At 33.0% G+C, this 14,528-nt stretch carries 13 protein-coding genes; 12 read left to right on the forward strand and 1 reads right to left on the reverse strand.

The window, feature by feature from the left end:
* Window positions 1–5: 5 nt before the first annotated feature.
* Complete coding sequence (locus tag LQ673_RS02930) at window positions 6–935, reverse strand: glycosyltransferase family 2 protein (protein WP_037587764.1); 930 nt, start codon at window positions 933–935, stop codon at window positions 6–8.
* Window positions 936–1,007: 72 nt separating this feature from the next.
* On the opposite strand from LQ673_RS02930, the gene ylqF reads away from it, so the two are divergent.
* The 12 genes from ylqF to codY all read left to right on the forward strand — a co-directional run bounded on the left by ylqF (window position 1,008) and on the right by codY (window position 14,412).
* Window positions 1,008–1,892, forward strand: coding sequence for a ribosome biogenesis GTPase YlqF (gene ylqF / locus LQ673_RS02935; RefSeq protein WP_025905311.1), 885 nt, complete (start codon window positions 1,008–1,010; stop codon window positions 1,890–1,892).
* On the forward strand, window positions 1,873–2,649 hold the full coding sequence (locus LQ673_RS02940; RefSeq protein ID WP_191835952.1) for a ribonuclease HII: 777 nt from the start codon (window positions 1,873–1,875) through the stop codon (window positions 2,647–2,649). The genes ylqF and LQ673_RS02940 overlap by 20 nt, the downstream gene beginning before the upstream one ends.
* Window positions 2,650–2,753: 104 nt before the next feature.
* Window positions 2,754–3,920, forward strand: a complete 1,167-nt coding sequence (gene sucC / locus LQ673_RS02945) for an ADP-forming succinate--CoA ligase subunit beta (protein ID WP_025905313.1) — start codon at window positions 2,754–2,756, stop codon at window positions 3,918–3,920.
* Between the two features lie 17 nt (window positions 3,921–3,937).
* The gene (sucD, locus tag LQ673_RS02950; RefSeq protein WP_025905314.1) at window positions 3,938–4,846 is read left to right on the forward strand and encodes a succinate--CoA ligase subunit alpha; all 909 of its coding nucleotides are present in this window, start codon (window positions 3,938–3,940) and stop codon (window positions 4,844–4,846) included.
* Between the two features lie 178 nt (window positions 4,847–5,024).
* Window positions 5,025–5,924, forward strand: a complete 900-nt coding sequence (locus LQ673_RS02955; protein WP_191835953.1) for a nuclease-related domain-containing protein — start codon at window positions 5,025–5,027, stop codon at window positions 5,922–5,924.
* 234 nt (window positions 5,925–6,158) lie between these two features.
* On the forward strand, window positions 6,159–7,049 hold the full coding sequence (dprA, locus tag LQ673_RS02960) for a DNA-processing protein DprA (protein ID WP_191835954.1): 891 nt from the start codon (window positions 6,159–6,161) through the stop codon (window positions 7,047–7,049).
* 88 nt (window positions 7,050–7,137) lie between these two features.
* Window positions 7,138–9,210, forward strand: coding sequence for a type I DNA topoisomerase (gene topA, locus LQ673_RS02965; RefSeq protein WP_191835955.1), 2,073 nt, complete (start codon window positions 7,138–7,140; stop codon window positions 9,208–9,210).
* A gap of 185 nt (window positions 9,211–9,395) precedes the next feature.
* Window positions 9,396–10,700, forward strand: coding sequence for an FADH(2)-oxidizing methylenetetrahydrofolate--tRNA-(uracil(54)-C(5))-methyltransferase TrmFO (gene trmFO / locus LQ673_RS02970; protein WP_025905318.1), 1,305 nt, complete (start codon window positions 9,396–9,398; stop codon window positions 10,698–10,700).
* A 62-nt stretch (window positions 10,701–10,762) separates the two neighbouring features.
* Window positions 10,763–11,644 (forward strand): tyrosine recombinase XerC, encoded by an 882-nt coding sequence (xerC, locus tag LQ673_RS02975; protein WP_191835956.1) that lies wholly within the window; start codon window positions 10,763–10,765, stop codon window positions 11,642–11,644.
* Between the two features lie 13 nt (window positions 11,645–11,657).
* Window positions 11,658–12,200 carry an ATP-dependent protease subunit HslV gene (gene hslV, locus LQ673_RS02980; protein ID WP_037560086.1) on the forward strand — a complete coding sequence of 181 codons (543 nt, stop codon included), beginning with the start codon at window positions 11,658–11,660 and terminating at the stop codon, window positions 12,198–12,200.
* A gap of 37 nt (window positions 12,201–12,237) precedes the next feature.
* Window positions 12,238–13,620, forward strand: coding sequence for an ATP-dependent protease ATPase subunit HslU (gene hslU / locus LQ673_RS02985; RefSeq protein ID WP_191835974.1), 1,383 nt, complete (start codon window positions 12,238–12,240; stop codon window positions 13,618–13,620).
* Between the two features lie 18 nt (window positions 13,621–13,638).
* Window positions 13,639–14,412 carry a GTP-sensing pleiotropic transcriptional regulator CodY gene (gene codY, locus LQ673_RS02990; protein WP_025905322.1) on the forward strand — a complete coding sequence of 258 codons (774 nt, stop codon included), beginning with the start codon at window positions 13,639–13,641 and terminating at the stop codon, window positions 14,410–14,412.
* Window positions 14,413–14,528 lie beyond the last annotated feature (116 nt).

Below are 14,528 nucleotides of genomic sequence, written 5' to 3' on the forward strand. Positions count from 1 at the left end.
ATGTGTTATTCATGAGATTTAAGGTTTGTTTGTTGAATAATATATTTTGGTCTATCTTTTGTTTCATAATAAATACGACCAATGTATTCACCTATAACACCTAAACTAAATAATTGAAGACCACCTAAGAATAAAATGGCAGAAATAATTGTGAAATAACCGGGTTCTTCGATGCCATGTATCATAATATTTATAAATGTAATTAAAATATATAGAAGACAGATAAACATTGTAATACCACCAAAATAAAAGCATAGTCGAAGCGGTTTATTATTAAAACTAACGATACCATCAATTGCGTAATCGATTAATTTAAAGTTGGAATATTTAGAACGTCCTTGATTTCTATCTAGATGATCATATGTAATAGTTGTCTTATTAAAACCAACCCATTCAAATATACCTTTAGAGAAGCGATTGTACTCAGTCATTTTAATGATAGACTCAACAACTTCTTTAGATATTAAGCGAAAGTCACCTTCACCGCTTTTTAATTTAACATCAATCATATTTCTAGATAATTTATAAAAAATTTTAGCAGGAATTCTTTTTAAAAATGACTCTTTGTCGCGGTTGCGTAATGCGACGACTTGTTGATAGCCTTCAAGGTGTAATTCGATCATTTGTGGGATTATCTCAGGTGGGTGTTGAAGGTCTGAATCCATGATGATAACAGCATCTCCTATACTGTGCTCAAGTCCACAATACATAGCAGATTCTTTGCCGAAATTTTTAGAGAAAGATATGTATTTAACATGTTCGTCTTTTTTTGATAGTGATTGAATTAAATTCAAAGAAGCATCTGTAGAACCATCATCAACAAAAATGATTTCAAATTGATGTGGCAAATTTAAAAAGACGTTTGATACTTTTTCATGTAAAATAGAGATGTTAGTTTCCTCATTATAAAGAGGAACTATAATTGAAATAAACATAACAAACCTCCTATATAGATATGGTTAATATATCATATTTCGATAGTTTAAGATAAGAAAGGATAAATATAAATGACAATTCAATGGTTTCCAGGTCATATGGCCAAAGCGAGACGCGAAGTAACAGAACAATTAAAAATGGTAGATGTGGTATTCGAATTAGTCGATGCACGTATTCCGCTATCTTCAAGAAATCCAATGATTGATGACATTGTTAAACAAAAACCTCGTGTTGTAATACTTAATAAAAAAGACATGTCAAAACAAAGTGAGACAGATAAATGGACGCAATACTTTAAAAATCAAGGCTTTTTCCCAGTTCAAATTGATTCGAAACATGGTAAGCATTTAGGTGAGCTTATGAAAGCTGCACAAGCTGCCACTAAAGAAAAATTTGATAGAGAAAAACGTAAAGGTCTTCGTCCGAGAGCAATCAGAGCTATGATAGTTGGTATTCCGAATGTAGGTAAATCCACACTTATCAATAAATTAGCCAAAAAATCAATTGCTAAAACAGGTAATACACCGGGGGTGACGAAAAAACAACAATGGATTAAAGTAGGAAAAGAATTAGAATTGTTAGATACACCAGGGATTTTATGGCCGAAATTTGAAGACCAAACGATTGGTAAAAAGCTGAGTTTAACAGGTGCAATTAAAGACAGTATTGTACATTTAGATGAAGTTGCGATATATGGATTAAACTTTTTAATTGATCATGATCCGGAAAAATTAAAGCAATTCTATCAAATTGAATTACCTGAAGATGGTGACGTCATTGGTTTATTTGATCAAATTGGTAAAAGAAGAGGCATGTTAAAACGTGGTAATGAAGTGGATTATGAGTCTGTTACTGAGTTGATTATTAGAGATTTACGTAATGCTAAAATTGGTCATTACTGCTTCGATATATATGAAGAAATGAAGGATGGCATGCATGAAACAGAAGAGCATTAAAGAAATTGTTGAAGAGATTAATCAATATTTAACGATTCAAGAAGTTAAAGCATCACCTTATAACGAAGATGAACGTAAAGGTGTCCAAAGTGCTTTAAGTAAGCGAATCAAGCAGTTAGAAAAAATAGAACAACTTCATCTTAAATATATTCAAATGAATCAATATGAAAAACAAGTATTAGACTTAAACAAAGATGCTGTTATTTGTGGAATTGATGAAGTAGGGAGAGGTCCACTTGCAGGCCCAGTCGTAGCAAGTGCGGTCATTCTTGAACAAGACCATCAATATTTAGGCATTACAGATTCGAAAGCTTTATCGCAAGCTAAACGTTCTTATTTCGAACAAGAAATATATAATCGTGCACGTGCAGTAGGTATTGGCATTGCAACTGTTGAAGAAATTGATGAACTCAATATATATGAAGCAACAAAGGTAGCGATGCAACGAGCGATAGATCAATTGTCAGTTAAACCAGACCACTTATTAATAGATGCGATGAAGCTAGATAATGGCATTCCACAAACATCTATTATAAAGGGAGACTTAAATAGTGTTTCTATAGCAGCAGCAAGTGTAATTGCTAAAGAATATCGTGATAAGTTAATGTCTCAATATCATACAGAATATCCGGGATATGATTTTGATAAAAACAAAGGTTACGGCACAAAAACACATTTAGAAGGGCTCGAAAATTATGGTATTACACCTATACACCGTAAAACTTTCGAACCTATCAAATCAAAAGTGAAATATTAGTCTAACAATTCGTAAAATTGGACTCTCCTTGTTTACAATAACGCTTACATTTTCTATAATTGAGAAGTAAGCAAACATTATTGTATGTATTAGGAGGATGGAGAATGAATATCCATGAGTATCAAGGTAAAGAGATTTTTCGCTCTATGGGCGTAGCTGTACCTAATGGTTCAGTGGCTTTTTCACCTGCTGAAGCAGTAGAAAAAGCGAAAGAATTAGATTCAAATGTATATGTTGTTAAAGCGCAAATCCATGCTGGTGGACGTGGTAAAGCTGGTGGCGTTAAAATTGCTAAATCAATTGATGAAGTACGTGAATATGCTAAAGAATTATTAGGCAAAGTACTTGTTACACATCAAACTGGCCCTGAAGGTAAAGAAGTAAAACGTCTTCTTATCGAAGAAGGATGCGATATTCAAAAAGAATATTACATTGGGTTCGTTATCGATAGAGCTACAGACAGAATTACTTTAATGGCTTCAGAAGAAGGCGGAACTGAAATTGAAGAAGTTGCAGCAGCAACACCTGAAAAAATCTTCAAAGAAGTGATTGATCCTGTTACTGGATTAATGCCTTACCAAGCTAGAAGAATAGCATTTAATATTAACATCCCTAAAGAATCAGTTAACAAAGCTGTTAAATTAATGATGTCTTTATATAATGTGTTTGTAGAAAAAGACTGCTCAATTGTTGAAATTAACCCACTTGTTACAACAGGTAGTGGTGAAGTATTAGCACTTGATGCAAAAGTAAACTTCGATGATAATGCGTTATTTAGACATAAAGATATCGTTGAAATGCGTGATTTAGAAGAAGAAGATGAAAAAGAAATCGAAGCTTCTAAATACGACTTATCTTATATCGCACTAGATGGAAACATTGGTTGTATGGTAAACGGAGCTGGCTTAGCTATGGCTACGATGGATACAATTAATCACTTTGGCGGTAATCCGGCTAACTTCCTTGACGTTGGGGGCGGCGCAACAAAAGAAAAAGTTACTGAAGCATTCAAAATCATCTTAGGTGATTCACAAGTTGAAGGTATCTTTGTAAATATCTTTGGTGGAATCATGAAATGTGATGTCATTGCTGAAGGTATCGTAGCTGCTGCTAAAGAAGTTGAATTAGATATGCCTTTAGTTGTAAGACTTGAAGGTACTAATGTTGAACAAGGTAAACAAATCTTAAAAGAATCTGGTTTAGCAATCGAGCCAGCATCTATCATGGCTGATGGTGCTCAAAAAATTGTTAAATTAGTTCAAGAACGATAAGAAAGGCGGAGAGTTACGTGAGTGTATACATCGATAAAAATACAAAAGTATTAGTTCAAGGTATTACGGGTGCAACAGCACTTTTCCATACTAAACAAATGCTAGAATATGGTACTCAAATCGTTGCTGGGGTAACACCTGGTAAAGGTGGGCAAGTGGTTGAAGGTGTACCAGTATTTAACACTATAGAAGAAGCAGTCGCTGAAACTGGTGCAACTGTTTCAGTAATATATGTACCAGCTCCATTTGCGGCTGATGCAATTATTGAAAGTGCAGATGCTGAATTAGACTTAGCTATTTGTATCACAGAACATATTCCTGTTATTGATATGATTAAAGTTAAGAGATACTTAGAAGGTAAGAAGACACGCTTAGTAGGACCAAACTGTCCTGGTGTGATCACTGCAGATGAATGTAAAATTGGTATTATGCCTGGTTACATCCATAAAAAAGGTCACGTAGGTGTAGTTTCACGTTCAGGTACATTAACATATGAAGCGGTTCATCAATTAACTCAAGCTGGTATCGGTCAAACGACAGCTGTTGGTATTGGTGGAGACCCAGTTAATGGTACAGACTTCATTGATGTATTAAAAGCATTTAATGAAGATGACGAAACATATGCAGTTGTTATGATTGGTGAAATCGGTGGTACAGCTGAAGAAGAAGCAGCTGAATGGATTAAAGCTAATATGACAAAACCAGTAGTAGGATTCATTGGTGGTCAAACAGCACCTCCAGGAAAACGTATGGGTCACGCTGGTGCAATTATTTCAGGCGGTAAAGGTACTGCATCTGAAAAAATCAAAACTTTAAATGACTGTGGTATTGATACAGCAGATACACCATCTGTTATCGCTGAAACACTTATAAACCGTATTAAAAAAGAAGACGGTTTATACGAAAAATGTCTAACAGTTAAATAATAACCATATATATAAGTACAGTGTCTTTCTACAATAGAAAAGCACTGTGCTTATTTGGTGTTTTAATTTATATATCCCACTAATGAACTGAATTTTAGTTTGTTAGTGGTTTTTTTGTAGACAATATTAAATGCATAAACTATAATATATGTAAAATATTAACAAACAGGAGTGAGGCATGAATCACAACTATGAAACAGCATATGTAAATGCACTAACATCAAGATTAAATGAAGACAGTCATGATTTTGAAATCATGAATAAATTTAAAGGTTATGAAGGCGAACAACTAGTAGAAAATCTACTAAAGCAACAACATCAAATTGTGTTTAGTCATAATCTTGAATTTGTATCTTCAAATGCAGTACAAATAGATTTTTTAATCATACATAACAGTCAAATAAGTATATTAGAAGTTAAACACTACTATGGCGATTTCGAAATCTATGACAACTATATAAAGAATTCTTCTAATAAACGTTACACATCACCATTTGTACAATTATACAAAGCTAAAAATACCCTCCAATCAATACTTCAAGAAATAAATCTAAACCTACCAATAAATCACTTTTTAGTATTTTCAAATCCCACATTTACACTAAGAAACCACATACCAAACCGCTCGCAAGTACTATTGCGCTCTGAATTTTATAAATTTCCAAAACTATTTCAATCTCAACAAATTGAAAAAGATAGACAAATACTTCAGCGAATTATAGCTAAGCAGCAAATATTTTCTCATAGATTTAAACCAGTCGAAAGAGTCGCTTTTAATAAGATAACTAAAGGTATAAAATGTCCAGAATGTAAAAAGTTACATACTATTATAATTGAAGAAAAGAAGAAGATTATACCTTGTAAAAATTGTTTGAAAAATTTTAGAAGAGTGGAAATTTACTATATCAACATAATGGAACTAGGCATAATAAAAGGAAAAGAAGGATTTACAATACCAGAAGCAGTTGAATGGTGTGAGGCGAATAATGTTCAAACTGTAAAAAGAATATGCAATCAACATTTTAAGAGTAAAGGTCAAAGGTATAAGACGTATTATTTAGAAGAATTTAGTAGGTGATGCGGCGCTAACGATCAAGACTAAGAAACAAGATCGTTAGAAATTCTAACGCTCAAGAAACCAAAACAAGATCGTTAGCCGTTAAAAAATTTAAAAAAAGAGGGTTAACCCCTGCGCTAACGCTCAAGACTAAGAAACAAGATCGTTAGAAATTCTAACGCTCAAGAAACCAAAACAAGATCGTTAGCCGCCCGTCCAAATCAAAAAAATCTACATTATAAGAGGTGTACATTTATGAATGATTATCAAGAAACAATTTTGAAATTAACATACAGTGGTTTTACGACTAATCAAATTCACAAGATGATTCGTTATGATCCTGAGTTAAATTTTCTTTCATATAGAACTGCGTTTATTGATTTTGTATATAAAAGTGGTTTTAAAGAGAGAACAATATTAACGATGTATCACAAATATAATGATAGTCATATAGATAAAATACGTTCTTCATTAAAGAAAAGAAATATTCAAATGGTGTTTTCTGATGAGGAGTGTTATCCAACTTTATTGAAGGAAATTTATGATTATCCGCTTGTACTTTTTGGAATGGGTAATATGTCGTTATTGCAAAATAAACAAAAATTGGCTATAGTCGGTTCAAGGAAGGCTACTCAATATTCAGAACAAATTTGTGATGCTATCGTCCCAGAACTGGTTAAGGCGCATATTACAATTGTTTCTGGAATGGCTATGGGAGCAGATTATTTTGCACATTTAAAAGCGATAGAGTATAGTGGTCAAACTATAGGTGTTGCTGCATTTGGTTTAGATTACCATTATCCTAAAGCGACACAATATATAAGTGAACTGATGCGTAAAGATCATCTTGTTATATCTGAGTATTATCCAACAACGAAAGTTCAAAAATGGCGTTTCCCAGAAAGAAATCGTATTATTAGTGGATTGTCACAAGGTGTATTAGTAACTGAAGCAAATGAACGTAGTGGTTCTTTAATCACGATAGATTTGGCATTGGAACAAAATAGAAATGTATATTGTTGTCCAGGCACGATTTTTCAATCTTTAAGTAAAGGTGGCAATAATAGAATAAAAGAAGGTGCCAAGCTCGTACAAAATGCTCAAGATATCATTGAGGATTATTGTATATTTACTGAACAAAAATAAATTTTATAAAATGTTTTAATTGACAAAGCTGAATTTATCAGTTTATCATTTACATTTGTAATCAATAGAATAGCAAGGGGGACTTACTTTGGCAGAAAATCTTGTCATCGTTGAATCGCCCGCAAAAGCAAAAACCATTGAAAAATATTTAGGAAAAAAATATAAAGTCGTTGCATCTATGGGGCATGTTAGAGATTTACCTCGTAGTCAAATGGGCGTAGATGTTGAAAATAATTATGAACCTAGATATATTACGATTCGCGGCAAAGGGCCAGTTGTAAAAGATTTAAAACGCTATGCAAAAAAAGCAAAAAACGTTTATCTCGCAAGTGACCCCGATCGTGAAGGTGAAGCAATTGCGTGGCATTTAGCACATATATTAGATATAGATGAAAATAAAAAATCAAGAGTCGTATTTAACGAAATTACAAAAGATGCAGTAAAAGATAGTTTTAAGCATCCTAGAGAAATAGAACATGAATTAGTTGATGCACAACAAGCAAGACGTGTACTAGATAGACTTGTTGGGTATAACATTTCTCCAGTGTTATGGAAAAAAGTTAAAAAAGGTTTGTCAGCAGGTCGAGTACAATCTGTTGCATTAAGACTCGTTATAGATCGTGAAAACGAAATTAATAATTTTAATCCAGAAGAATACTGGACTATTGAAGGTTTATTTAAACATAAAACTAAAACATTTAGTGCGAAGTTTTTACATGAGAAAAGTAAACCCGTTAAATTAAAAAATGAAAAAGACGTACAAAAAATTACAACACAATTAGATGGGGATAAATTTGAAGTTACGCAAGTTACTAAGAAAGAAAAATTAAGATATCCTGCGAAATCATTTACAACTTCATCTTTACAACAAGAAGCATCCCGTAAGTTGAATTTTAAAGCTAGAAAAACAATGATGTTAGCACAACAATTATACGAAGGTATAGATTTGAAAAAACAAGGTACTGTTGGTTTGATTACGTATATGAGAACGGACTCAACACGTATAGCTGATAGTGCTCAAGCTGAAGCAGCATCATTTATTGAAAAAGAGTACGGTAAAGAGTATTTATCTAAAGCAAAAGCAGCAAAAGGTAAACAAGGCGCACAAGATGCCCATGAAGCAGTTAGACCGACAAGTGTGGAACGTACACCAGATCAGATGAAAACATTCTTATCTAGAGATCAATATCGATTATATAAATTGATTTGGGAACGTTTTATGGCAAGTCAAATGGCACCTGCTATTGCTGATACAGTTGCAGCAGATATTACACAAGGCGATTTGAAATTCAGAGCAAATGGTCAAACAATCAAATTTAAAGGTTTCATGAAAGTATATGTTGAAGCTAAAGATGATACTGATGAAGAAAAAGAAGGTAAATTACCACCGTTAGAAAAAGGTGATATCGTTACGGCTGAGAAAATCGATCCAAAACAACATTTCACTCAACCACCACCACGATACACTGAAGCACGATTGGTTAAAACTTTAGAAGAATTAAAAATCGGTAGACCTTCAACTTATGCACCTACAATCGATACGATTCAAAAAAGAAACTACGTAAAATTAGACCAGAAAAGATTTGTGCCTACAGAGTTAGGAGAAATCGTGCATGAGTCAGTTAAAGAATACTTCCCTGAAATTATCGATGTTGATTTTACAGTTAACATGGAAACATTGCTAGATAAAGTAGCAGATGGCGAAATTGAGTGGAAGAAAGTCATAGATATGTTCTATGAAAACTTTAAAATCGATGTAGCAAGAGCAGAAGAAGAAATGGAGAAAATTGAAATCAAAGATGAACCAGCTGGTGAGGATTGCGAATTATGTGGTTCACCAATGGTTTATAAAATGGGCCGATACGGTAAGTTTATGGCTTGTTCAAATTTCCCAGATTGTAGAAATACGAAAGCAATCATTAAAACGATTGGCGTTAAATGCCCTAAATGTAAAGAGGGCGAAGTTGTCGAACGTAAATCTAAAAAGAATAGAGTATTCTATGGTTGTTCAAGATACCCAGAATGTGATTATACATCATGGGATAAACCTTTAGATCGTTCATGTCCTAAATGTGAAACAGTACTTGTTGAACGTAAAAAAGGAAAAACAGCTCAAGTTATATGTCCAAATTGTGATTATAAAGAGCAAGAACAAAAATAGTTATAATACAGTGCAAAAAGTTATTTTAATGATAACTTTTTGCACTTGTTTTTTGATTTAATGTTTTAATAGTAAAACGTCACTAATTTTTAAAATTTATCATCACTTTATCATTTGATTAAATTCAGATTTGTTATACAATTCAATATGGAATAAAAAATTCGAAAATCAAGGAGGCATAAATAATGACTTCAATAAATGTTATCGGTGCTGGATTAGCAGGTTCAGAAGCGGCATATCAAATTGCCAAGAGAGGATTCAATGTTAATCTATATGAAATGAGACCGGTAAAACAAACACCAGCGCATCATACAGATAAATTTGCAGAACTTGTATGTTCTAATTCTTTAAGAGGTAATCAGTTAACAAATGCTGTCGGTGTCTTAAAAGAAGAAATGAGACAATTAGATTCATTAATTATAAAAGCAGCAGATAATGCGCGTGTACCAGCGGGAGGTGCACTTGCTGTCGATCGACATGATTTTGCGGGATACATTACAGATACGCTTAAGAATCATCCGAATATTACTGTAAAAAATGAAGAAATTACTGAGATTCCTGATGGACCAACAATTATTGCAACAGGTCCTTTAACGACAGAAAGTTTAACGAAACAAATTATGAATATTACAGGTGAAGAACAACTGTACTTCTATGATGCAGCTGCACCAATTATTGAAAAAGAATCTATTAACATGGATAAAGTATATTTGAAATCACGCTATGACAAAGGTGATGCAGCATACTTGAATTGTCCAATGACTGAAGAAGAATTCAATACTTTTTATGATGCACTTATAAATGCTGAAGTTGTACCTTTAAAAGAATTCGAAAAAGAAATTTATTTTGAAGGTTGTATGCCATTTGAAGTAATGGCTGAACGTGGTAAGAAAACTTTATTATTTGGTCCTATGAAGCCTGTAGGTTTAGAAGATCCTAAAACTGGTAAAAGACCATATGCAGTTGTTCAATTACGACAAGATGACGCAGCTGGAACGTTATATAATATTGTAGGTTTCCAAACACATCTAAAATGGGGCGCGCAAAAAGAAGTTATTTCGCTAATTCCTGGATTAGAAAATGTCGATATCGTACGTTACGGCGTGATGCATCGAAATACATTTATTAATTCACCAAACGCGCTTAAAGAAACGTATCAATTAAAATCAAGAGAAGATTTATTCTTTGCTGGTCAAATGACTGGTGTAGAAGGATATGTTGAAAGTGCAGCGAGTGGACTGATTGCAGGAATTAATGCGAGTAAACTCGTTTCAGGACTTGACCCAATTGTTTTCCCTAGAGAAACAGTAATCGGAAGTATGGCTTATTACATTACACATGCGAATAATAATAAGAACTTCCAACCAATGAATGCGAACTTTGGTTTGTTACCTACATTAGAAAAACGTATTAAAGATAAGAAAGAACGATATGAAACACTTGCAAATCGTGCATTAAAACATTTAGATTCATTTAAAGTAATGCTTTAGTAAATTATTTTAAGATTTTTTAGAATTGTGATACAATTCAGATAAAATGGGAGGAATGAGTTATGGTACATACAATTGAACAACAGTTTGTTGATATGTTAACTTATGAAAAACATTTTTCCACCCATACTTTAAATGCATATCAACTTGATTTGAATGAATTTAATGATTTTTTACAATCAGAACATTTATCTTTAGAATCATTTGAATATAAAGATGCAAGGAGATACCTTGCGTTTTTGTATGATAAAGGACATAAAAGGACGAGTGTTTCGCGTAAAATTTCTACATTAAGATCTTTATATCAATATTGGATGAGTGTTGATAGCGAAATTCAGAATCCATTTATTCAACTTGTACATCCAAAAAAAGAACATCATTTACCAAGCTTTTTCTATGAAGAAGAAATGGAAAAGCTATTTAAAACACTTGATGATGGTAAAAAAACGAATATAAGAGATCGCGTCATTCTTGAGTTGCTTTATGCGACAGGTATTCGAGTGTCAGAATTAGTTCATATTCAAATGAGTGATATTGATTTGAATTATGCATTTGTAAAAGTACTAGGTAAAGGGAATAAAGAACGTATCGTTCCTTTTGGAGAGTATTGTCAAAGTGCAATCGTTGACTATGTTGAACAGTTTAGAAGTCAGATGCATTTAGATCATGATTTCTTGATAGTAAACATGAGAGGTAAACCTATAACTGAACGTGGTGTAAGGTATGCGCTCAACGAAATTGTTAAGAGAACGCAAGGTGTGTATCATATTCACCCTCATAAATTAAGGCATACTTTTGCAACACATTTGCTAAATCAAGGAGCCGATATGAGAAGTGTTCAAAGTTTACTGGGACATGAAAGTTTATCAACGACAAGTCAATATACACATGTTACAAAAGATCAATTAAGAAAAGTATACTTATCAGCACATCCACGTGCGTAAAGGAGATTTGATAATGAGTTCTTCATTACATGCTACAACTATATTTGCAATAAGACATAATGGTCATTCTGCAATGGCAGGTGACGGTCAAGTTACATTAGGTGAGCAAGTCATCATGAAACAAACAGCAAGAAAAGTTAGAAGATTATATCATGATAAAGTTGTTGCTGGTTTCGCTGGCAGCGTTGCAGACGCATTTACTTTATTCGAAAAATTTGAAGTTAAATTACAAGAATATAGCGGTAATTTAACGCGAGCTGCAGTTGAGCTTGCTCAAGAATGGCGTGGAGATAAAATGTTACGTCAACTTGAAGCGATGCTCATTGTTATGAATGAGACGGATTTATTAGTCGTAAGTGGTACTGGAGAAGTGATTGAGCCAGATGATGGTATCATTGCTATTGGTTCTGGTGGTAATTACGCTTTAAGTGCTGGTAGAGCGCTTAAGTCATATGCACCTCATTTATCGGCTAAAGAAATTGCAGAAGCTTCACTTAATACGGCTGCAGATATTTGTGTGTTTACAAACCATGAAATAAAAGTTGAAGAAATATAATTGGAGGGGTTTAAGGTTGTCACAAAATCAATTAAAAATGACACCGCATGATATCGTTGATCGATTAAATGATCATATCATTGGTCAACAAGATGCTAAACGTAAAGTAGCAATTGCTCTAAGAAATCGCTATAGACGAAGTTTATTAGATGAACAACTTAGAAACGAAATCATACCTAAAAATATTCTCATGATAGGTCCTACAGGTGTAGGTAAGACTGAAATAGCTAGAAGAATGGCTAGATTAGTAGGTGCACCATTTGTAAAAGTAGAAGCTACTAAATTTACTGAAGTAGGTTATGTAGGTAGAGATGTTGAAAGTATGATACGTGACCTTGTTGAAGTGGGACGTCGACTTGTTAAAGAAGAAAAGAAAAAAGGCGTACTTGATGAGGCAACTCAAAAAGCTAACGAAAAATTAGTTAAATTGCTTGTGCCAAGCATGAAGAAAAAAGCACAAAGTAATAGTAATAATCCGTTAGAGTCATTGTTTGGTGGACAATTCCCGAACTTCAATCAACATGAAGAAGTTGAAGAAACACCAACTGAAGAGATCAAAACAAAACGTGAAGATATTAAAAAACAATTATTAAACGGTGAACTTGAAGAAGAAATCGTCAAAATAAAAGTAGAGCAAGAACAACAAACACTTGGCATGATGGGTATGGAAAATAACCCTCAAATGCAAGATATGCTTAGCCAAATGATGCCTAAGAAAAAAGTTGAAAGAAACTTGCCAGTTAAATCAGCACGAAAAATTTTAACAGATGAGATTGCGAATGAATTGATTGATCAAGAGTCAGTTAACGAAGAAGCAATTCAATTAACTGAACAAATGGGTATGGTATTCATCGATGAAATCGATAAAATTGCTGTGAGCAACAGTAATGGTGGACAAGATGTATCTCGACAAGGTGTACAAAGAGATATATTACCAATTGTTGAAGGTAGTGTCGTTCAAACGAAATATGGTTCAATTAATACTGAGCACATTTTATTTATTGGTGCAGGTGCATTCCATATGTCTAAACCAAGTGATTTAATACCTGAGTTACAAGGTAGATTTCCAATTCGTGTTGAATTAGATAGTTTAACTACTGAAGATTTCGTTAAAATATTAAAAGAACCGAAACAATCGCTTCTTGATCAATACAAAGCATTGTTGGAAACTGAGATGGTGACGATCAACTTTACAGATGAAGCCATTAATCGTTTAGCTGAAATTGCTTTTCAAGTTAACCAAGAGACAGATAATATCGGTGCAAGAAGACTGCATACTATACTTGAAAAAATGCTAGAAGATCTTTCTTTTGAAGCTTCAAATATGCCAAATGCAGTTGTAGATATAACACCTGAATATGTTAATCAAAAATTAGAATCTATTGCGACAAATAAAGATTTAAGCGCATTTATTCTATAAAAAAGGAGAAAAAATTAAATGAGTTTATTATCAAAGACAAGAGAATTAAATACGTTATTACAAAAGCATAAAGGTATTGCTGTAGACTTTAAAGATATGGCTAAAACTATCAGTGATGTAACGGTGACAAACGTATTCATCGTATCAAGAAGAGGTAAAATTTTAGGTTCAAGTTTAAATGAATTATTAAGCAATGAACGTATTATCAAAATGTTAGAAGACAGACATATTCCTAAAGAATATACTGATCAATTAATGCATGTAGAACAAACGAAATCAAATATCGGTATTGAAGAAGTATTAACTGTATTCCCACCAGAAAATAAAGAATTATTCGTTGATAGTCAAACAACAATTTTCCCAATCCTTGGTGGTGGTGAACGTTTAGGTACATTAGTAGTTGGACGTGTATCTCAAGATTTCAATGACAATGACTTAGTACTTGGTGAATATGCAGCTACTGTTATTGGTATGGAAATATTAAGAGAAAAACATAATGAAATTGAACAAGAAGCTAGAGATAAAGCAGCAATCAATATGGCAATTAATTCACTTTCATATTCAGAAAGAGAAGCGATTGAACATATCTTTGAAGAACTTGGTGCACCTGAAGGTTTATTAGTTGCTTCTAAAGTTGCTGATAGAGTAGGTATTACAAGATCAGTTATCGTCAATGCATTAAGAAAATTAGAAAGTGCTGGCGTAATTGAATCTCGTTCTTTAGGTATGAAGGGTACATTCATTAGAATTAAAAAAGAAAAATTCTTAGATGAGTTAGGATTATCTAAATAAAATACTTGATGAACAGTATAAGATATGATATATTTGAAAACGGCTATAAAAGCCAAATTCACACATAATCACAAAAATTATGGATTGGTGCAACTTAATTAAGTTGTTTCTATAAT

Origin of the sequence: Mammaliicoccus sp. O-M54, assembly GCF_022386035.1 — a bacterium.
Classification (GTDB): Bacteria; Bacillota; Bacilli; order Staphylococcales; family Staphylococcaceae; genus Mammaliicoccus; species Mammaliicoccus sciuri_A.